Source organism: Rhizorhabdus sp. GW822-FHT03C02, assembly GCF_058801765.1.
The window spans coordinates 1,137,370-1,157,236 of sequence record NZ_JBXANN010000001.1 but is presented as its reverse complement, the minus strand read 5'-3'; the positions used below and the strand labels follow the sequence as shown (position 1 = coordinate 1,157,236).

Annotated in this window: 16 protein-coding genes; 5 read left to right on the top strand and 11 right to left on the bottom strand. The window is 65.6% G+C overall.

Features of this window, described 5'->3' with window-relative positions:
* Positions 1-15: 15 nt before the first annotated feature.
* The 6 genes from AC1RM6_RS05330 to AC1RM6_RS05305 all read right to left on the bottom strand — a co-directional run bounded on the left by AC1RM6_RS05330 (position 16) and on the right by AC1RM6_RS05305 (position 7,367).
* Complete coding sequence (locus AC1RM6_RS05330; protein WP_493098796.1) at positions 16-1,038, bottom strand: YncE family protein; 1,023 nt, start codon at positions 1,036-1,038, stop codon at positions 16-18.
* A gap of 31 nt (positions 1,039-1,069) precedes the next feature.
* Positions 1,070-1,528 carry a hypothetical protein gene (locus AC1RM6_RS05325; protein ID WP_493098794.1) on the bottom strand — a complete coding sequence of 153 codons (459 nt, stop codon included), beginning with the start codon at positions 1,526-1,528 and terminating at the stop codon, positions 1,070-1,072.
* Positions 1,525-4,596, bottom strand: coding sequence for an efflux RND transporter permease subunit (locus AC1RM6_RS05320; protein WP_493098793.1), 3,072 nt, complete (start codon positions 4,594-4,596; stop codon positions 1,525-1,527). The genes AC1RM6_RS05325 and AC1RM6_RS05320 overlap by 4 nt, the downstream gene beginning before the upstream one ends.
* On the bottom strand, positions 4,596-5,627 hold the full coding sequence (locus tag AC1RM6_RS05315; RefSeq protein WP_493098791.1) for an efflux RND transporter periplasmic adaptor subunit: 1,032 nt from the start codon (positions 5,625-5,627) through the stop codon (positions 4,596-4,598). Before AC1RM6_RS05315 ends, AC1RM6_RS05320 begins: the two co-directional genes overlap by 1 nt.
* On the bottom strand, positions 5,624-6,940 hold the full coding sequence (locus AC1RM6_RS05310; RefSeq protein WP_493098789.1) for a TolC family protein: 1,317 nt from the start codon (positions 6,938-6,940) through the stop codon (positions 5,624-5,626). The genes AC1RM6_RS05315 and AC1RM6_RS05310 overlap by 4 nt, the downstream gene beginning before the upstream one ends.
* Before the next feature lie 100 nt (positions 6,941-7,040).
* Positions 7,041-7,367, bottom strand: a complete 327-nt coding sequence (locus AC1RM6_RS05305) for a PepSY domain-containing protein (RefSeq protein ID WP_493099548.1) — start codon at positions 7,365-7,367, stop codon at positions 7,041-7,043.
* Positions 7,368-7,522: 155 nt separating this feature from the next.
* Between AC1RM6_RS05305 and AC1RM6_RS05300 the strand changes: the two genes are divergently transcribed.
* On the top strand, positions 7,523-8,197 hold the full coding sequence (locus tag AC1RM6_RS05300; protein WP_493098787.1) for a response regulator transcription factor: 675 nt from the start codon (positions 7,523-7,525) through the stop codon (positions 8,195-8,197).
* Positions 8,187-9,560, top strand: a complete 1,374-nt coding sequence (locus tag AC1RM6_RS05295) for a sensor histidine kinase (RefSeq protein WP_493098785.1) — start codon at positions 8,187-8,189, stop codon at positions 9,558-9,560. Before AC1RM6_RS05300 ends, AC1RM6_RS05295 begins: the two co-directional genes overlap by 11 nt.
* 96 nt (positions 9,561-9,656) lie before the next feature.
* Here AC1RM6_RS05295 and AC1RM6_RS05290 read toward each other — a convergent pair whose 3' ends face one another.
* The 5 genes from AC1RM6_RS05290 to AC1RM6_RS05270 form a co-directional block, all read right to left on the bottom strand.
* Positions 9,657-10,319 (bottom strand): DUF2490 domain-containing protein, encoded by a 663-nt coding sequence (locus tag AC1RM6_RS05290; RefSeq protein WP_493098783.1) that lies wholly within the window; start codon positions 10,317-10,319, stop codon positions 9,657-9,659.
* A 262-nt stretch (positions 10,320-10,581) separates the two neighbouring features.
* The gene (locus AC1RM6_RS05285; RefSeq protein WP_493098781.1) at positions 10,582-13,773 is read right to left on the bottom strand and encodes a TonB-dependent receptor plug domain-containing protein; all 3,192 of its coding nucleotides are present in this window, start codon (positions 13,771-13,773) and stop codon (positions 10,582-10,584) included.
* Positions 13,774-13,928: 155 nt separating this feature from the next.
* Positions 13,929-14,474: a nuclear transport factor 2 family protein gene (locus AC1RM6_RS05280; RefSeq protein WP_493098779.1), complete on the bottom strand. Its 546-nt coding sequence runs from the start codon at positions 14,472-14,474 to the stop codon at positions 13,929-13,931.
* A gap of 65 nt (positions 14,475-14,539) precedes the next feature.
* Entirely contained in the window at positions 14,540-15,403 is an 864-nt protein-coding gene (locus tag AC1RM6_RS05275) for an SDR family NAD(P)-dependent oxidoreductase (protein WP_493098777.1), read from the bottom strand.
* A 73-nt stretch (positions 15,404-15,476) separates the two neighbouring features.
* Positions 15,477-16,124 carry a GntR family transcriptional regulator gene (locus AC1RM6_RS05270; RefSeq protein ID WP_493098775.1) on the bottom strand — a complete coding sequence of 216 codons (648 nt, stop codon included), beginning with the start codon at positions 16,122-16,124 and terminating at the stop codon, positions 15,477-15,479.
* 470 nt (positions 16,125-16,594) lie between these two features.
* Between AC1RM6_RS05270 and AC1RM6_RS05265 the strand changes: the two genes are divergently transcribed.
* The 3 genes from AC1RM6_RS05265 to ahpF all read left to right on the top strand — a co-directional run bounded on the left by AC1RM6_RS05265 (position 16,595) and on the right by ahpF (position 19,858).
* Positions 16,595-17,452 carry a CmcJ/NvfI family oxidoreductase gene (locus AC1RM6_RS05265; protein WP_493098772.1) on the top strand — a complete coding sequence of 286 codons (858 nt, stop codon included), beginning with the start codon at positions 16,595-16,597 and terminating at the stop codon, positions 17,450-17,452.
* Positions 17,453-17,630: 178 nt separating this feature from the next.
* Positions 17,631-18,194: an alkyl hydroperoxide reductase subunit C gene (gene ahpC / locus AC1RM6_RS05260; RefSeq protein WP_493098770.1), complete on the top strand. Its 564-nt coding sequence runs from the start codon at positions 17,631-17,633 to the stop codon at positions 18,192-18,194.
* An 80-nt stretch (positions 18,195-18,274) separates the two neighbouring features.
* The gene (gene ahpF, locus AC1RM6_RS05255) at positions 18,275-19,858 is read left to right on the top strand and encodes an alkyl hydroperoxide reductase subunit F (RefSeq protein ID WP_493098768.1); all 1,584 of its coding nucleotides are present in this window, start codon (positions 18,275-18,277) and stop codon (positions 19,856-19,858) included.
* The last annotated feature ends 9 nt before the right edge of the window (positions 19,859-19,867 follow it).

The window sequence follows — 19,867 nt, the reverse complement described above, 5'->3', positions numbered from 1 at the left end:
AGACCGGTTCGACGGTCAATTGACCGATTGGACGGGACGAACGACGAGAATGTGAAAGCTTCCCGGGACCGGCTGGGGCCGAGCCCCCGGCTTGACCGCCGGAGCGAACTGCGCGGTGGGAAGGTAGATCATCCCGCTATCCTGATCCAGCGCACCGGTGCGCGCGCCGGCCTCGGTCACGACCTTGCCGACATGCGTGACCTGCGGTCCGGCCAGCGACAATATGTCGAGAACGCCGTCCTTGCCGCACGGAATGAAGGCCAGCCGCCGCGCCGCATCGAGGATGACCGCGTCGGGGCCGCGGCCGATCTCGACGAGCGCCGTCAGCCGGCGGCTGCGCGCATCGACGATCGCCGCCTTGCCGTTGGCGCAGGCAGCGATCAGGCGGCTGGTCCTGGCGTCATAGGCGAGGCCGCTGGGCGCCTCGCACCCGGGCAGCGCGATCGGCTTGCCCACCACACCACGGGGAACATCGACGACTTCCATCTCGTTGGCATCTTCGTCGTTGACGAACAATGTTCCGGACGGCGTCAGCACGCCATATTCGAGCGCCGGTTTGACGCTGATGGTCTTCTTCAGCTTCATCGTCCCGGTGTCGATCACCGATACCGTGCCGCTGTCGGCGTTCATCACCAGGGCACGCCGCCCGTCGGCGGAGACGATCGCGGCATCGGGCTTCTTGCCGACCGGCAGTCGTGCCAGTTCGGTACCGTCACCTGCACGCAGGAACCGGACGGTCGCGTCGTCGCCGCTGGTTACCAGCAGGCGGTTCCCGGACAGCGGTACGACGGCATGGCCATGGGCAAACTGACCGACCGATCCGGCCGGTTTTCCCGTCGCGGTGTCGATGACCGTCACCGACGAGGAACGCGCGACGTAGAGCCGGTGCGCGGCACTATCGACCCGCGCATAGTCCCAGCCGCCATCGGGGCCGGCGATCGAATATTCGACCCGATATTCGGGCGCTGCGGCGGGCGCAGCCATCGCCGGCGCGGCAGCGAGCATGGCAAGGGCAAGGGCAAGGGCCGAGGTCTTCATTCGTTGATCTCCCACATCCGATGGTGCGTGCTCAGCCGATCAGGCTGGCGCGTGAACTGATCTTGGCGGCGAGCGCATCGCGGATCGCGAAGGAACGGCGGACCGAAGCTTCGACATCGTCGCCGGGCTTGTAAGGGTACATCAGCCCGAGCGCGCCGATCACCTGGTGGCGCGCATCGCGCATCTGGACGAGGATGCCGAGACGGACGCCGTCCTTCTGCACCTCGACTAGCGGCGCTCCGGTCTTCATGACGCCGATATCGTCTTCGCCCGACGCCTCGCCATTGGCTTTGGTCAGATGCGCCGCGATCACGATATTCCTGGCGTCGGGCGCTGGGCTGACGTGCATGATGACATCGAGCATATCGGGGTTTTTCGATACCACGCCGTCAGCCAGCAGTTGCGCATGCGGATAGAGGACCGGGCCCTGGGCCAAGGTGGCGCCGGGGATCGCGAGCGCCGCCGCTGCGGCGATCAGAAGGGACTTCATGCGGATGGCCTTTCTTCGGGGGAAGCGGAACGGGGCGCGCGCGGCAGCGTCAGGCGCACCAGCACCGGCATCGCGAGCAGCACCAGCGGATATTGCAGGAGCAGGCCGGCGATGATCGCGATCGCCAGCGGCTGCTGGATGCCCGATCCCTGGCCGATCGCCAGCGCGAGCGGGAGCAGCGTCAATATCGCCGCCAGCGTCGTCATCGTGATCGGCCGCAGGCGGTTGCGGCTCGCCTCGCGGGTCGCCTCGACCGGCGGCATGCTGCGTGCCAGCTCCTCGAACTCGGATATGTAGAAGATCGCCATCTCGGTGCCGATGCCGATGATCATCGTCATGCCCATCAGCGCGGTGATGTTGAGGTCGACGCCGGCCAGCCACAGCGCGGTGAACACCGCCGTCGTCGACAGCAGCGAGCAACCGATGATGATGACCGGCAGCCAGAAGCGCCGGTACAGCACCAGCGGCAGCACCAGTTCGGCGATCAGCGCCATCGCGAAGACCTTGATCAGGCCCGAAAAGGCGATCTGCTGCTGCTGGTAGACGCCGCCGAGTTCGTAGCGCACCCCGGGGCTCAGCACGCCGGGCCTGTCGAGTGCGGTCTTCACGTCGTCCACCGCGGCGCCGATGCCGCGTCCCTGGATGCGCCCGGTGACGGCGACCATCGGCTCCAGATTCTCGCGCCCGATCTGCGGCTGGCCGGTAACGGCCTGGATTGCCGCGACCCGCGAGAGCGGGAAGATATGGCCATCGGTCGCCCGGATCGGCAGGGCGGCAAGACCCGTCTCGCTGATCGTCATCGCGTCGGGCAGGCGAACCCGCACGTCGACCGCCTTGTTCGGCTGTGCCAGCGTCGTCGCGATGCTGCCGGTCAGCGCGGTCGACAACTGTGCCTCGACATCGGCGGGGGCGACACCTTCCACCGCGGCGCGCACCGGATCGACATGGACGTCGAGCGCGTCGCCGGCGAGCTGGACGCCGTCCTTGACCTCGACCACCCCGGGGATCCTGGTGACCAGCGCGGCGACCTTCTTCGCCTCGCCTTCCAGCATCGTCGGATCGGCGGCGTAGATCTTGACCTCGATCGGCTGCGGCACCGCGGTGAGATCGCCGATCAGATCCTCGATCAGCTGCGCCACTTCGACCTGCACCCCGGGCACCTTGGCGGTGACATCGTCGGCGACCGCCGCGGCGACCTCCTCGGTGGGCTTGCTGTGGCCGGGCTTGAGCCGGACGAAATAGTCGCCATGATAGCTCTGTCCGAGATCGCCGCCGAGCCCGGTGCCGAGCCGGCGCGAGAAGGTGAGGACATCGGGATTGGCGCGCAGCATCGCGTCGATCTGGCCGACCTGCCGGCCGCTTTCTTCGAGCGAGGTGCCGGGGGCGGTGTAATAGTCCATGATGAAGCCGCCTTCGTCGACCTTCGGCATGAACCCGGTGGGAACGTTCGAATAGCCGATATAGCCGATGACGAGCAGCGGCACGGCGATCGCCGCGAGCAGCCACGGCCGGGCCGAAAGCCGGTCGAGGGTGCGGTCGTGGATCTGCGCGACGCGCCCCTCGCCGGCTTCGCCGGGATCGTGCCAGGTGTTGAAATCGACCAGCCAGCGCACCAGCACCGGCACGACGAACGCCGTCATCGCCCAGGAAATCGCGAGCGCCGCCGCCATCGTCACCGACAGCGCCTTGGAAAAGGCGCCGGTCACCCCGGTGAGGAACGACAGCGGAAGGAAGACGATGAGCGTCGCGAGGCTCGATCCGGTGAGCGGCGCCATGAACTCGCGCGCCGCCGGTATCACCGCGGCGTCGCCGGCTGGACGGCCGTCCGCGCCGGCAGCGCCTGCGCGGCGGGCGATATGTTCGACCATCACGATGACGTCGTCGATCAGCAGCCCGACCGCGGCGGCGATGCCGCCCAGCGTCATGATGTTGAAGCTCATGCCCAGCATGCTCAGCACGAGCACCGTCGCCGCCAGCGTCGCCGGCACGACGATCACCGCGACCAGGGTCACCCGCCAGCTGCGCAGGAACCACAGCAGCACGATCGCGGCGAGCACCAGGCCGATCAGCACCGCATCGCGCACGCTCGCGACCGACTGGGTCACCAGCTCGCTCTGGTCGTACCAGTTGACCAGCTTGACCCCGGGCGGCAGCTGCACGCCCGCCAGCTTCTGCTGGACCTCCTGGGCGATCTGCACGGCGTTGCCGTCGGGCTGTTCGTAGATGTTGAACAGGACGGCGGGCCTGCCATCCTCGACGATCCGCTGCCAGATCGGCACCGCCCCGTTCTGGACGGTCGCGACGTCGCGAACATGGACGACGCCGGCCGGCGCCGCCTTGACCACGACGTCGCCGACCTGCGCCGCGCTGGCGACGCTGCGGTCGGCGATCACCAGCGACAGACGCCCGCGGTCCTGGACCTGCCCGACCGCGCTCAGCACATTGCCGTTCCTGATCGCCGTGGCGAGATCGGTCATCGACAGGCCGTGATCGGCCAGCCGATGCGGATCGGCGAGCACCTGCACCTCGGCGGTATCACCGCCCTGCACGCCGACCCGGGCAAGCCCGCTGATCGACGAGAGCAGCGGCGTGATCTGGTAGCGGGCCAGATCCTGCAGCGCGATCGGGTCGGCGTTGTCGGACACCAGCGCGTAGGAGATGATCGGAAAGACCGTCGGATCCATCCGGCGGACATCATATTGGGTGCCGGTCGGCAGCGACGGCAGGATCCGCCCGACCGCGGTGTCGACCATCAGGGTGCTCGCGATCATGTCGCGGCCCCAGCCGAAATCGATCGAAATCTGGGCGGAGCCGCGGCTGGTCTCCGATCGCACATTCTGGACGCCGGGAATGGCGCGGATCGCCTCCTCGACCGGGCGGGTGACCGTCAGCGCGGTCTGGTCGGCCGGGCGGCTGCCCGAATCGAGATCGACGACGACCCGCGGAAACGACACCTGGGGGAACAGGCCAATCGGCAGCGACAATGCGGCGACGATACCGGCGAGCGCCACCGCCAGAGCGACGATGACGAACGCACGCGATTGGGTGCGAAGCAGGCGCTCGAGCATCAGTTGCTCCGGCGGACGGCATCGCCGTCATTGATCTGATAGGCGCCGTCGACGATCAGCGGCTTCGCGGGATCGACGCCGCCTTCGACGACATCTCCCTCGTCGGACGCGAGCAGGATGCGGACCGGCTTCGCCTTCGCCTTGCCGGCGACGACCTGGAATATGCGCGGGTTGCCGCCCGCGGTCACGACCGCGCGGTGGGGAACGACCCAGCCCCGCACCTGCCCGGTTTCGATCGCCACCTGCATCGCCTCGCCGGGCAGCAACGATCCCGCCGGGAAACCGAGATCGACGTCGATCAGCCGGGTCTGGGGGTTCAGCGCGCTGTCGACCCGGATCACATGTCCGGCCAGCGTCGCTCCACCGGTCAGCCGCTTGAGCGTCGCGGGTCGTCCGATGGCGACGCCCGTGCGATCGGCCGGATCGATCCCAACCGTCACGACGATCCCGCCCGCTCGGGCGACGGTCATGATCGCCGCGCCGGGCTGGGTGCGATCGCCCTGCGCGACCGATACGGTCGTCACGACCCCCGCGAACGGCGCGACCAGCGTGTGAACGGGGGCGCCGGCGCCTTCGGCCTGCATTGCCGCCAATGCGGTCTGCGCATCGGCCACCGCCTTGTCCGCCTGGACGAGCTGGTCCTGGGTGGCGAGCTGCTGCGACAGCAGTTGGGCGGTGCTGGCGCGCTGCTTGCGCGCCGCCGCCAGCGCGTTGACCGCCTGCTGGTAGCTGCTGCGCGACGACGGCGCGGTGACGAAGGTCGCCAGCTTCTGCCCGGCGCGAACCGCACTTCCCGGCGACACCATCAGCGCGGTCACCTGGCCGGGCTGCGCTTCGCTCAGCGTCTGAGTACCGTTCACCGCGGGACCGACCGAACCATAGGCGATCACGGTCGCCGGCAGCGATCCCGCCCTGGGCGTCATGACTCCGACCAGCGCACTCGGCGTCGGCGCCTGATCCGCGTCGGGCGCCGAACCGCCGCAGGCGGTCAGCGCGAGAATGACCGGGGCGATCAGCAGACCGCGCTTCATCGTGCACCCGCCGCCTGGTCGGCCGGCAGCCCGGCTGTCGGAAGACCGTCGCCGGTCATCGTCTGGATCGCGATCTGCCGATCGAGGAGGGCGAGCTCCAGCGTCATGATGTCCTGTTCCCTGGTAAAACTGTTCGAGACGAGGTCGACATAGCCGCGCTCGTCGAGGTTCGACGCGCCGAACGCCTGCTGGGCACGCTGCGCGGCCAGGCGGGCGGCGGGCAGATCGCGCCGCGCGACCGCGAGCTGGGCGGTCAACTGATCCATTTCGTCGAGCATGGCCTCGACCGAGCCCATCGTCGCCGCGAGCCGGGCGGCATAATCGGCGTGCAACTGGGCCCGCGTCGCCCGCGCGATCGCGATATTGCCCTGGTTGCGGTCGAAGATCGGCAGTCCGATCGTCGCGTTCGGACCGCCGTTGATCACCTTGGAATTGTCGCTCGCCACGCTGCCGCCGAAGATCAGATCGGGAAACTGGGCGAGGATGGCCTGGCGGACCTGTTCGTCCGCGGCGGCATATCCCATGCGCAGCGCCATCAGGTCGGGGCGCCGGTCGGGAAGCCCGGCCAGGCCGGCGCGGATCGCCGCGGGCGCGAAGGGCGGCAGGTCGACCTGCTGTGCCAGCGGGACGACGACGCCGGGTCTCAGGCCGAGCAGCGCATCGAGCTGATGCATCAGCGACAATTGACGCTGGTCGAGTGTGTCGAGCGCGGTGCGCGCGGCCTGCAGCGCGACGCGATCGGGCGCCACCGTCACCAGCGTCACCGTCCGGGCGGCCAATGCGGTCTCGAGCTTCGCGTTGCGTCCGGCGAGCAGTTGGTAAGCAGCGACATAGCTCGGCCGGCTGCGCGCGCCCATGATCAGGTCGGTCGCGATCTGCCGCGCCTGGCCGGCGACCTGCCATTCCTGCCAGACGATGTCCGCGGCGATCTGCCGCTCGTCATCGACCGCCGCGCGGTGCCGCGACCGATAGGTGACGATGCTCTTGATGTCCTGGGTGAGCCCGAGATTCCAGGCGGGAACCGTTCCGGCACCCGACAGCAGCGGCAGGACCGCACCGCTCAGCGATGGGTTCGGCAATATGCCGGCCTGTTTCGTCTGCGCGGCGCCCAGCGCCCGCTTCAACCGGGTAGCCTTGAGATCGGGATTATTGGCAAGCGCGAGCGCGACGACGTCCTCGACGCCCAGCGCCGCCGAAGCAGGAGCGGCGTCCAGTGCGCCGATCGCGGGGGCAAGCGGCGGCGCGCTGTCGAGCGGCAGCGGCGTGTAGCGCGCGCAACCGGCCAGCAGCAGCGCCGCGAGGGCCGATGCCATCGATCGCGATCGGGTTTTAATATGCGGCATGCGCTGGGAGTCACCTTCCATCGGTCAGGCAGGGGTCAGGGCCGGCGGCGCGGCCGCGACCACCCCATGCTCAATCGGGATTCTTGCCCTCGGCAATATTTTCCAGCACCGCCCCGGTCCTGGCGTCGATGCCGACTTCATATGGCTTGGCATGGCTGGTGATGTCGAAGGAATAGCGCAGGCCGCTGCCGCCCTTCTCCCGTTCGAGTTCCTGGTCGGTGATGATCCCCGGCCGCACCTTCAGCGCCGCCACCCGCGCCGTCGCGAGGTTGATCCTGGCCTGGCCGGCGAATTCGCTGCCTTTCAGCTTGCTGGCCGGCGCGGACATGGCCGCGGTCGCGGCACCGGCAACCACCAGGGTTGCAAGGGTCATAAGGGTGATACGCACGGTCTTCATCACGCCATCCTCCCGAGCGAAACTGCCCGAGCCCGATGTCTACGCGCTGCGACCTTCGCTCAGGATGAGGGCAACATTGATTATCCCCAACTTGTTGACGCAGGTCGGGAATCGCAAAAGCCATGACGGGCGATCGGGTTCGGAAGGAATGATCGATGAAGATCCTGCTGCTGGAGGACGATGAAGCGACATCCGCGCATATCGACCGCGTCCTGCGTGCGGCGGGCCATGTCGTCGACAGCTGCGCCACCGGTCGCGATGCGATCTTCCTCGCGTCGAGCGGCGATTATGCCGTCCTCGTCCTCGATCGGATGGTGCCGGAAATCGAGGGACTGGGCGTGCTCAAGGCACTGCGGGCCGCCGGAGTGCGAACCCCTGCCCTGTTCCTGACCGCGATGAACGGCGTCGAGGATCGGGTCGAGGGGCTCGAAGCCGGTGCCGACGACTATCTCGCCAAGCCGTTCGCCACGAGCGAGTTGCTGGCGCGGGTGAAGGCCCTGTCGCGCCGCCCGCCGATCGCCGACACGACCGCGATCCTCCAGATCGGCGATCTCGTCATCGATCGTATCAAGCGCACGGTGACGCGCGCGGGCGCGCGGATCGACCTGCAGGCGCAGGAGATGAAGCTGCTCGAATATCTCATGCTCCATGCCGGCGAAGTCGTGACCCGCACCATGCTGCTCGAAAATGTCTGGTCGTTCCACTTCGATCCCAAGACCAATGTGATCGAAAGCCATATGAGCCGGCTGCGGGCGAAGGTGGATCGCGGCTTCGGAGCCGAGCTGATCCAGACGGTCCGCGGCGCGGGATATCGCATCGATGGCCGATGACCGCCATATGCCAGCCCCCTTGCGGAGCGCGGCCTTTCGCTTCGCGCTGCTGCTGGCGCTCGTGTTCGCGGCCGGCGCCTTCGCGCTGCTGATCGCCGTCGAGCGACAGATCGGCGGCTATGCGAACGAGGCCACCAACGGCCGGATACGGGCCGAAACCCAGATATTGGCAGGCGAGTATCGCCAGCTCGGTCAGTCGGGCCTGATCGACGCGATGGAACGCCACCAGAGCGTCGGCGGCGATGCCGCGTTCCGCTATCTACTGCTCGACGGCCGGCAACGCCGCCTGTTCGGTGATCTTCCCGGATCGGGGCTGGCGATCGGCTGGAACACGATCGAGGTCATGGAGCATGAACCGGATCAGCCATCGAACCGGGAGAGCATGCGGGCGCTCGCGACCAGGCTGCCCGAGGGCCTCACTTTGGTGGTGGCGACCGACAATTTCGACGTCGAGAATCTGCGCGACCGGCTTGGCCGCTTCACCTTGCTCAGCGGTATCGCGATCACGCTGTTCGCGCTGCTCGGCGGCTATCTGACCGGCCGGCTGTTCCTGCGCCGCCTCGATCGCGTCAATCGCGCGGTCGACCGCATCATCGAAGGCGATAATGCGGAACGCCTGCCGATGATCGGTCTCGGCCCGGAATTCGACGAGCTCGCCGCCAACCTCAACCGGATGATCGATCGCAATGCCGCCGCGATGGAGGCGTTGCGTCAGGTCTCGACCGACATCGCCCATGATCTGCGCACCCCGCTGACCCGATTGCATCATAGCCTGGAAAGGATGCAGGACGCGGGCGCGGCCGACCCCGGAAGCATCGACGACGCCATCGCCCAGACCCGCGGCCTGCTCGAAACCTTTCATGCCCTGCTGCGCATCGGCTCGGTCGAGGGCGGCGTGGGACGGCGCCACTTCAAACGCTTCGACCTCAGCGAACTGATGGATCGCGTGCAGCAAGCCTATGAGCCGGTCGCCGAGGATGCCGGACATAGTCTGGTCGCGGACCATGAACCCGGCATCATGGTCGATGGCGACAGCGAATTGCTGGCCCAGCTTTTCACCAATCTGATCGAGAACGCGATCGGCCATACCCCGTCGGGAACCGTCATCACATCGCGCCTGGCCCTGGTCGATGGATTTCCGACCGCGGAAATCTGCGACGACGGACCGGGGGTTCCCGAAGACGAGCGCATGAAGATATTCCAGCGCTTCTACAGGCTGGACGCGAGCCGCCATTCCGAAGGGGCGGGTCTGGGACTTGCGTTGGTCGCAGCGATTGCCGCGCTCCATCGGGCGCGGTACGCCATCCCCCCCAGCGAAGGGCTCTGCGTGCGCATTACTTTTCCTGTATCTTCAATTGGATAAGCCGGACCATGGTCGTGAATGGGCCGGCGGCGACGCGAGGCATGTTTCGAAACGGGCATGTCGCGCTGCGGGCATCGGCGTCCGGCGCGCCGGATATCAGAATCTGGCGGTCGCGAACATGGCGACGGCATGGCGCACCCGGTCGGGACCGATATCGAACTGGGTCTGGTTGATGTAACCCGGTTCGACCGCGATCGCCTTGCTGACCGGAAGGCGGATGCCGGCGAAGTTGATCATCAGGCCCGGTCCCGCCTTGCCCGACCATCGGGTCCGCCGGAACTCGTGGAAATATTCGTCCCACAGGACGACGCTGACGCCTCCTATTCCCAGCGGCACCTCGAGCCGCGACAATTGCCGCCAGCGCAGCGAGGTGCCGGCTTCCCGCTCGCGCCACCGCTCCTCCATTTGCGAACGCAGCGAAACGACGGGGCCTGCACCTCCTATCGCCCACCGATAATCGAACTCCTGCAACGCCCGGTGTTCGGTGACACGAACGCCGGCGCCCGGCGCGATCCCGGTCCAGACATAGCCGCCGCCCAGCTTCACGCGATCGGTCAGCCTCGCGAGCATGACCGTGCGGACCAGTTCCTGGCCGACGCGAGAGGCATCGTCGGTGATCTGGATCAGCCCGTCGACCCGCAGTTCCGCGCGCGCACCGATCGGAACCGTCGCGGATGCCGAATTCCAGATCTGGAAATCGCTGTGCCGATCCTGCGCTTCCACCGCGGTGGACCACCCCAGCATGGCGAACATGGCCATCGGAAGGAATCCGCGGAGGATATCGGCGTGTGGCGGCCTGGCGGGCGATCGACCGCTCATCGGCGCCGACGCCCCCGGCGCCCCGCAGATGAAGTCGCCGCCGAACGAGCCACCATGCTCCATCTCCTGATCGTCGGCCGCAGGCAGGTCGTGGCCGGACCGGGTCGATCGCACTGTATTACCCGCCGCGCCGCGAACATCAGGCGATTTTGCAACATGCTGTCTCGGTTTCCGCCCAGCCCAGGCCCGACCGGCAGCCCCCTCAAAAATGGGTGGTCATGTTGAGTTCGAAGCGGCGGCCGCGCGGGTCGCCATAGGGGCTGTAGCCAAGGCTGCTGTTGACGACGACCGGCGGCATGTGGCCGAGAAGATTGGCGATGCCGAAGCGAAGCTCCAGCCCGTTCTCGCCGCCCCCTACTTGCCGGAAACGCCACGAGGCCTGGGCATCGAGATAGAATTGCGACGGGACCGGCAAGTCGATCCGGTTATAGGTGTTGAACCCATCGACGGCATGATAAGGGCCGTAAAATCGACCCTGCAGGCTCGCCCCGATGGCATGATGCTGCCATGCGATCCCTGCGGTCGCGCTCCATTTGAGCGCACCATCCGCATAGCCCGCATAGTTGGTGGCAGCGATCTCGCTGGTGTAGCGGCGTGAGAAGCGGGGCTGCCAGGTCGCCGATCCCAGCAGATGGAAGCGGTCGTCGGCGCCGGCGCGGACATCATAGCCCAGCGACAGATCGACGCTGTCGATCGAGGTCCGGCCGATGTTCAACGCCGAGGTGTCGATCAGCGTGATCCGCCCGCCCGTATATCCGTTGGCGATATCCTCGGCCGTGAGCGGATCGCGCCCGACGCGGTCGGGATAGGTCGCTTCGTTATCGAGGAAATATTGATAATCATATTGATGGTAGGTGTTAATCTCGTCCCGCTTTTCGATATGGATATAGTCGAGAGCGACCCGGACCCTGCGCGGGTCCTCCGGGTTCAGGATGAAACCGACCCCGATCGTTCTCGCCCGTTCCGGCCTGAGCATGTTCGTGCCGGCGATGAAGGATCGGAAGCCGACATATTCGAGTTCCCCGCCGCGACGAGGGTCGTAAAGACCGGTCGAGGCATAATTGCTATATTGCAGCATCTGCTGCGGTGTCGGAGGAAGCACGCCGGTCGCGACGCTTGCGCGCACCATGAGATGCTCCTGCGGGAACATGCGAAATCCGGCCGTGAGAGCGATCGCATCCTGCCTGGGCTTATATTGTATTTCCCTGAACCCATAGATCCCGGTCGCCGGGATCACCGATCGCGTATCGTCATAGCGTAGCGCCAGCTGGAGCTCGAGGCCACGCAACGGGACCGGGCCCGCGCTTCGGGAAACGAGCTGTCCGCGCAATTCCCCATAGATGGACGAGACCGTCTGCGAATATCGCGGATATGTGACCCCCGCTTCGCCATTCACCGTGTCGACCGTCATCGGGATGACCTCGCCGCGGCGTTCGGCCAGGAGCGAAAGCGAATATGTCCCGGCCTGCGTGCGCAAAAGCGGCCCAGCGAGCCGTAAACTGGCGTCATGGAAATGGCTGCGCCGTTCGAGTTCGGCGGTCGACGGAACGCTATAAGCGCGAAGCGCCGACAGGAATGCGTCCCATGGCCCGAACGGATCGGGCACCGGCGCCCCCGGATAGCCGGGGAGCCCGTTCTCGACCGCAAAGTAAAAGCCATTTCCCAGCACAAGGCCGCGCGTCCGGGTCCGCTCCCGGATGCCGCCGAGATTGAACGTCAGTTCGGCCTTCCACGCCGAAGGCAGGTCGAAGACGAGCCCGCTGGAGAGCCGCCAGGTCGTCAGCCTATCGCGGATGGTGCGATCGAAACCCGGAAGCGCGAGCTGTAGATAGAAATCCCCATCGAACGGATTGGTGGGAGCGCTCTGCGAAATATGAACCAGGCCGTCGTTCCCGGCAATGCTATGCCCGACATTCCGATAGCCGACGAAATCGACGAAAGCCTCGATGCTGTCGCCGAAGCTGTGGCGGATGTTGAGCAGCGCGGACGTCGTCCGGGCGCCGTTGGTGAGGCTTCTGGTCAGCCCGTTGCCGTCGGGCGAAAGGCCGAGGGGGATCAGGCCGGCGTTGCGGACGAGCGTCGCGCCGCCGTCGCTCGCCACACCGGCATAGCCCGCAGGCAAATAGGTGAAGGCGCCATCGACAGACTGGCTTCCAAACTCGGGTTTCAGCACCGTGTAGCCGGACCGGATGAGGATGCCGTCGACATAGGGAAAATAGTCGCTGACGAAGGTGGGATTGCTGGCGATGTTGAGCGCGCGGGATTTGCGGGCGAAGGCGCGGTCGCCAGCCTCGAGAGGCGTGCTGACCGAACGCGAGACGGCGAACATGATGCCGGTGCGGCCGCCATCGGGCGTGAACCCGGCGCGTGCGTCGAAGCGCCGGTAAGCGGCATCGCCGCGGTCGGACAGGCCCGAGGTCAAGCTGGCGTCCACCCCGTCATAATCCCGCTTCACCACGACGTTCACCACGCCACCGGTGGCGCCGGGTCCGTAAATGCCGCCGGCGGTCGCGGTGATCGTCTCGATGCGCTCGATCAAGAGGAGCGGAATGCCGTTGATGTCGGGCTGCCCCACCGACAGGTCCAGATATTGCGAGGGCACGCTCGGCATGCGCGATCCGTCGACAAGGATCAGGGTCTGGCTGGCGCCAAGACCGCGCAAATTGACCTCGGAGCGATTGCTGCCGGAATTTCCGAACGGGTCCTGGGACGGGGACAGGGCTTCGGCATTGCTGGTCAGGCGGTTGCGCAAGAATTGGCCGAGATCGTCGGATTGCGACGACCGGATGTCCGGTCCGGCAAACACATGATAGGCCTGTATGTCGTTTTCGGTGCGGCGGATGTCCTGGTTCTGCGTGCGGCGGGCAACGACGAGGATTTCGGGAATGGCCGGCGGTGCTTCCTGCACCGCCGGGAAGACGATGATGGTGCCGGCCGGGGTTTCGCGAAATGCCAGACCCGAACCGGACAGCAGCCTGTCCAGCGCTTCGAGAACCGACATGCCACCGGCAACTCCCGCTGTCTGCAGGTCGCCGACGACGTCGGGTGCGAAGAGAATGCCGATGCGCTTCTGCATGGAAAGCTGACGCAGCGCGGCATCGAGACGGCCTGGGTTGAGGACGATCGCCCGTTGGTCGATCGCCGTCGCCGCCATGGTCGGCGACGCCAGCACGACCGCGGCAATCGCGCAAAATGACGCACAAATTGATGGGCCCAATGCGACTGCTCCGACACGGCACGCCGTGGGGATATTAACTTCGCGTCCAGGCCCGGACAATGATGCGAGACGGCCGCAAGCTGCGAGTCTTACGGATCCTGGTCTCGATTTACCTTTTTTAACCGCCCCGCGCGAACGATCGCCAAGGGTCCTGCAGATCATCGAGCGCGCCGTCAACGCTCCGCGTAAGCGCTAAGACTGCCATTGCTGGCGACCTCATAGGACCAGTGCGGGACACCCATTGGTTGCCGCGGCGGCGTAATGGAAGAGCACGACCTGATTCTCATTTAACTACGGCAGACAGAAGCTTGTTCCGAGCGCCTGCGCGCGCACTACCAGCGTACCCCTTCCTTCTTTGCCACGAACGGCCGCTCATAGGAGGGGTCCTCCCTGCTCCACAGCGCCTTGAGGAAACCTTTGACGTTCGTCGAGTGAACCCAGGTGCCGTCGGTGTCCGCCGACATCTCGATCGTGCAACGTCGAACCAGCATGCGCCACTCGCCATCGCGCTTCTCAAGCTGATCGAGATAGCGACCGAACGCGATCGTCGTTGTCTTGTCGTCGAGCCAGAACAGCCCGCCGACGACATAGGATTCGCAATAGGCGGTATCACCATCGATCTCGCAGAGGTGGTTGGTTATATTATGGCTGGTCATATTGAAGTTGCCGGAATGACCAAGATTGGCCCGAGCCGGATAATCAGGCATGCCGGTGATGACCGGTCCATGTTCGTCCACGCCATCCGGCCACCAGCAACCCGCAATCTGCTCGGCATCCTGGCGGTCTCGCGCGCGACTTTCGCGCTGGACGCAGTCGAAAATATCTTGCCTATCCTTCAGATAGCGGACCGTCGTCAGAAGCTCTTCGATCTGGTCCATTCATCCGCTCCTTTGCTTTACGTCATTGCTGTCGGCGTGCGATTGCGCGTCCTGGCAATCGATTATCAGCGCACGATGTTTGGATATTGCACGCGGGGTGCGATGCCATGCGTGTCCCGGCAGGATGGCGGCTGCCGCCCACCTTCGTCCTGCAAGTGATATTTGATCGCAAGTTCGGCGCCGATCACCGTTTGCCCCGCGAGTTCCGTCCGCCTCGGATCACTGTAGAGCGCCCAGATTACATGCCCGGTGAACTCGGGCGTCTCGATCCTACTGTTCAGAAAAGCATATTTTTCAGGGTCCCCGGAAATCATCATCCTGAGGCGCTCGGTCAGCAACGCTCCCATCCAGATCGATAGCGCGGTGACGCCGGTCCCCTCGAAGTCGACCGCCATGTCCGCGGCGAGCTTGTCGACCCCTGCCTTGTGCGCACCATATCCGGGCCCAAACACATAATGGACGCCACCCGAACCCGACGTGTTGACGATCAGGCCATCGCCCTGCCGCACCATCTGTGGCGCTGCATGGTAGCTGGCGACATAACTGCTCCGAATCCCGACATTGATGATGTCGGCAAGCTTGAGCGGCTTTTCCCAGAAGCGACCTGACGCGGTAAGTTCATCATGGATCGCCGCTGCATTGTTGACGAGGATATCGAGTTGACCTTGCTCGTCCTCGACCCGATCGAAGAGACCGCGAACGGCCTCGTCGTCGGCATGGTCGACACGCACCGCGATACCAGTGCCGCCCGCAGCCGTTACCGCCGCTGCAGTCTCGTGGATGGTGCCGGATAGCGCCGCATCGCCGGCCTTCTCCGACCGACCGGTCACATAGACCGTACAGCCATGGCTGCCGAGGCCGATCGCGATCCCTCGCCCCGCCCCGCGGCTTGCCCCCGTGACGATCGCGATTGTCGGACGTCCGGTCATTCCCTTCTCCTCAAACCCTTCACTTTCGGTGATGTGCGGCCGGACCTGGCCGCCGCCACTCGGCCACACACTCCTAGAAGGCGCTGGTACGCACGACCGGGTCGGCTTCGAGCAGATAGCCATATTTGACGAGCCCGACGCGGGTGCGCCGGATGTGCATCGCCAGCGTGACCTGCGCGGTCTCGACCTCGCGGCGCTCGATCGCGCCGAACAGTAGCTCATGTTCGACCCGCAGAATCTTGCCGCCATTCTTTAGCGCGATCTTGGCATAGGCGCGGCGATAGCTCTGGGTCGTGTCCCAGAGCCGCTCGACGATCTGCGCGAGTTCGGGGGCGTTGCCGCCCTTGTAGGACAGCCAGTGGAACGCTCGATCGAGCGGCAGGAATTCCTCGACATCCTCGACCTTGACCAGATCGGCCAGGATCGCGCGCATCTCCTCGATATCGGCATCGCTGAGATTGGGGATACTCTCGCCGATCAGCATCGGCTCGAGATGCTCGCGGATCTTGTAGGAAATCTCCATGTCGCGGATGGTCATCGTGCTGACCCGGGCGCCGGCATTGGCCCGCAGCTGGACCAGCCCCCGCATCTCGAGCATGCGCAACGCATCGCGCACCGGAATGCGGCTGATGTTGAGTTCCTTGGCAAGCTCGTCCTGCTTGATCCAGGAGCCGGGCTTGAGCACCCCCGCCAGGATCCGCTCCGCGACGACATCGGCCACGCGCTGGCTCGCGACCGTTGACTGTCCGCCTTGCCTCACCTGCCTGACCTCCACTGAAATACGTTTCGCGAGTCTAGCTGATCCCACGAACGCGAACTGCGACACCGCGACGAGCGCCATACCGCCAATCCCACTACACCGACTATCACTCTTCATTTTCGTATACAATATGTCAATGGAAACCAGACACTCTCCAGCTCTAGATTAATTTCAGCCGAGCTTTTCCCAATGGCACCTACTCGTCATTATATCCATTTTATCGAACACTGGTGGTTTTCCATCGGCAAATATGGCGTGCGGAATGCCGGAGGTCGCATAAGCTGACGCTTGCCCCACGCTCGTCACGGCCACCCCAATCCATAAGCAGGGCTTATATGCTGTTACGGAGATTGCAGACCGATCGCGGAGCAGACCATCTGTAAACTTATCAGCATCGCCCTAGATGGCACATCGATAAGGAGATCGGGACCATGTCTCTCCAGCGAGCGCATGCTGCTCACCACAACCCCGTTTCAGCGCCGGCCGAAGTGGTCGGCCGCCTGCAGTTCGCCGTGCCGGCATCGGCCAAGCCCTACGCCTATGCCACCGAGCCCCCTGCCGGGGTTCCGGCGAGGCGTGGCGAATATCGCGAACATGACGTGTCGATCCGCGACGCCCGCCCGCACGCCGGCAATCTGAGCCTCGACGTCGAAGGCTTCGCGGTCATACGCCACGCCAGCGCGGTCGACGATTTCTTCGACGAGGCCCAGACGCTCGCGCTCGGCCACCCCGAAACCGCGCGGATCGTCCAGGCCGCCACCGGCGCGTCGCGGGTGGTGGTGTTCGACCACACAAGGCGCCGGCGAAGCGATGGCGCGGCGACCGGCGATCGCAGCCAGCCGCAACAGCCATCGATCCGCCTCCATGTCGACCAGACGCTCTGGTCGGGGCCGAAGCGGGTTCGCGAGATCATGGGCGGTCAGGCCGAAACGCTGCTCGGTCGACGCGCCGCCATCATCAATGTCTGGCGACCGATCGCCCATGCGGCACGCGACTGGCCGCTGGTGCTCGGCGATGCGCGCAGCATCGCCGCGGACGACCTGATCGCCACCGACCTCATCTTCGCGCACCGGCGCGGCGAGACCTATGCGATCGCGCATGATCCCGCGCAGCGCTGGTACTATATCCCCGACCTGCAGCCCGATGAGGCGATCCTGATCAAATGCTGGGACTCCGATCCCGCAGTCGCGCGCTTCACCCCGCACAGCGCCTTCGCGGATCCGACCACCCCACCCGGCACGCCGCCGCGCCAGAGCATCGAGTTCCGCACGATCGCCTTCTTCGACTGATATCGCCCACCGGCGCGTGCCCCGCGCATGCGCGGCCAAAGCGCCGATGCATCGACAAAGCCACCTGCAAGCGCGTCTATGAGCGATTTTATCGATCTGTCCGAGTGGCAGAAGCAATTTCCCCTCGGCAAGCTGTGCACCTATCTACGACTCACCACAGCAGCATGGAGAATATTGCATGGGTATCATCGGCAGCTCGATCAAGCCGTTCACCGCGCAGGCTTTCAAGGAAGGCAAGTTCGTCGAGGTCAGCGAAGCTGACGTCAAGGGCAAGTGGGCCATCTTCTTCTTCTATCCGGCCGACTTCACCTTCGTCTGCCCGACCGAGCTCGAGGATCTCGCCGACAATTATGCCGAGCTGCAGAAGCTGGGCGTCGAGGTTTATTCGGTCTCGACCGACACCCATTTCAGCCACAAGGCGTGGCACGACACCTCGCCGGCGATCGGCAAGATCAACTATTACATGCTGGGCGACCAGAACCATGTGATCAGCAACAATTTCGGCGTGCTGCGCGAAGGCCAGGGCCTCGCCGACCGCGGAACCTTCGTGGTCGATCCCGAGGGCGTCATCCAGGTGATGGAAATCACCTCGGAAGGCGTCGGCCGCAACGCCGCCGAACTGGTCCGCAAGGTCAAGGCCGCGCAATATGTCGCAGCCCATCCCGGCGAAGTCTGCCCGGCGAAGTGGGAAGAAGGCGAGACCACCCTCGCCCCCTCGCTCGACCTCGTCGGCAAAATCTAACCCTCGCGGGTCGATGACAGGCACGGGGGCGGTTCGCCGCCCCCGGCGCTTCCCCGCGCTCAACCATGGAGTACAGGATCATGTTGGACGCCAATCTCAAGCAGCAGCTCAAGGCCTATCTCGGCAACATCACCCAGCCGATCGAGCTGGTCGCCTCGCTCGACAGCGGCGCGAAATCGACCGAGCTCAAGGACCTGCTCGAAGAGATTGCCGGGCTGTCGGACAAGGTCGCCTTCGTCCGCAAGGATGACGACCGGCGTACCCCCAGCTTCATGATCCGCCGCGTCGGCACCGATATCGGCGTCCGCTTCGCCGGCATCCCGATGGGGCATGAATTCACCTCGCTCGTGCTCGCACTGCTGCAGGTCGGCGGCCATCCGTCGAAGGCGGCGCAGGAACTGATCGAGCAGGTCAAGTCGCTCGACGGCGATTATGCCTTCGAAACCTATTTCTCACTCTCGTGCCAGAATTGCCCGGACGTGGTCCAGGCGCTGAACCTGATGAGCGTGCTCAATCCGCGCGTCAGCCATGTCGCGATCGACGGCGGCCTGTTCCAGGACGAGGTCGCCGATCGCAAGGTGATGGCGGTGCCGACGATCTTCCTCAACGGCGAACCGTTCGGCCAGGGCCGGATGGAGCTCGAGCAGATCGTCGCCAAGCTCGACAGCGGCGCCACCGCGCGCGCCGCCGAAAAGATCAAGGCGAAGGACGCGTTCGACGTACTGGTCGTCGGCGGCGGGCCTGCGGGCGCCGCGGCGGCGATCTATGCCGCGCGCAAGGGCATCCGCACCGGCATCGCCGCCGAGCGTTTCGGCGGCCAGGTGCTCGACACGATGGCGATCGAGAATTTCATCTCGGTCCCGCACACCGAAGGCCCCAAGCTCGCCGCGCATCTCGAGCAGCATGTCCGCGACTATGACGTCGACATCATGAACCTGCAGCGGGCGACCGGGCTGGTCCCGGCGCGCACCCCCGGCGGGCTGCACGAGGTCAAGCTCGAGAACGGCGCCTCGCTCAAGGCACGCACGGTGATCCTGTCGACCGGCGCGCGCTGGCGGCAGATGAACGTGCCCGGCGAGGACCAGTATCGCAACAAGGGCGTCGCTTATTGCCCGCATTGCGACGGGCCGCTCTACAAGGGCAAGCGGGTCGCGGTGATCGGCGGCGGCAATTCGGGGGTCGAAGCGGCGATCGACCTCGCCGGCATCGTCGCCCATGTCACGCTGATCGAATTCGACAGCGACCTGCGCGCCGATGCGGTGCTCCAGCGCAAGCTGGCCAGCCTGCCCAACGTCAAGGTGATCACCTCGGCGCTGACCACCGAGGTGCTCGGCGATGGCGAGAAGGTGATCGCGCTGACCTACAAGGACCGCAACCACGACACGCTGCACGAGGTCGAACTCGAGGGCATCTTCGTCCAGATCGGGCTGGTGCCGAACACCGAATGGCTCAAGGATGCGATCGCGCTGACCCCGCGCGGCGAGATCGAGATCGACCATCGCGGCGAAACCTCGCAGCGCGGCATCTTCGCGGCCGGCGACGCCACGACCGTGCCGTACAAGCAGATCGTGATCGCGATGGGCGAAGGCTCCAAGGCCGCATTGTCGGCGTTCGACTATCTCATCCGCCTGGCGCCGGCCGAGGACGTGGCGGCGGCGGCCTGACATCCGGGG

Bases quoted from the DNA above. Each gene is read 5' to 3' on its own strand.
- AC1RM6_RS05330 (WP_493098796.1), bottom strand. From the start codon at position 1,038: ATGAAGACCTCGGCCCTTGCCCTTGCCCTTGCCATGCTCGCTGCCGCG.
- AC1RM6_RS05325 (WP_493098794.1), bottom strand. From the start codon at position 1,528: ATGAAGTCCCTTCTGATCGCCGCAGCGGCGGCGCTCGCGATCCCCGGC.
- AC1RM6_RS05320 (WP_493098793.1), bottom strand. From the start codon at position 4,596: ATGCTCGAGCGCCTGCTTCGCACCCAATCGCGTGCGTTCGTCATCGTC.
- AC1RM6_RS05315 (WP_493098791.1), bottom strand. From the start codon at position 5,627: ATGAAGCGCGGTCTGCTGATCGCCCCGGTCATTCTCGCGCTGACCGCC.
- AC1RM6_RS05310 (WP_493098789.1), bottom strand. From the start codon at position 6,940: ATGGCATCGGCCCTCGCGGCGCTGCTGCTGGCCGGTTGCGCGCGCTAC.
- AC1RM6_RS05305 (WP_493099548.1), bottom strand. From the start codon at position 7,367: ATGAAGACCGTGCGTATCACCCTTATGACCCTTGCAACCCTGGTGGTT.
- AC1RM6_RS05300 (WP_493098787.1), top strand. From the start codon at position 7,523: ATGAAGATCCTGCTGCTGGAGGACGATGAAGCGACATCCGCGCATATC.
- AC1RM6_RS05295 (WP_493098785.1), top strand. From the start codon at position 8,187: ATGGCCGATGACCGCCATATGCCAGCCCCCTTGCGGAGCGCGGCCTTT.
- AC1RM6_RS05290 (WP_493098783.1), bottom strand. From the start codon at position 10,319: ATGGCCATGTTCGCCATGCTGGGGTGGTCCACCGCGGTGGAAGCGCAG.
- AC1RM6_RS05280 (WP_493098779.1), bottom strand. From the start codon at position 14,474: ATGGACCAGATCGAAGAGCTTCTGACGACGGTCCGCTATCTGAAGGAT.
- AC1RM6_RS05275 (WP_493098777.1), bottom strand. From the start codon at position 15,403: ATGACCGGACGTCCGACAATCGCGATCGTCACGGGGGCAAGCCGCGGG.
- AC1RM6_RS05265 (WP_493098772.1), top strand. From the start codon at position 16,595: ATGTCTCTCCAGCGAGCGCATGCTGCTCACCACAACCCCGTTTCAGCG.
- ahpC (WP_493098770.1), top strand. From the start codon at position 17,631: ATGGGTATCATCGGCAGCTCGATCAAGCCGTTCACCGCGCAGGCTTTC.
- ahpF (WP_493098768.1), top strand. From the start codon at position 18,275: ATGTTGGACGCCAATCTCAAGCAGCAGCTCAAGGCCTATCTCGGCAAC.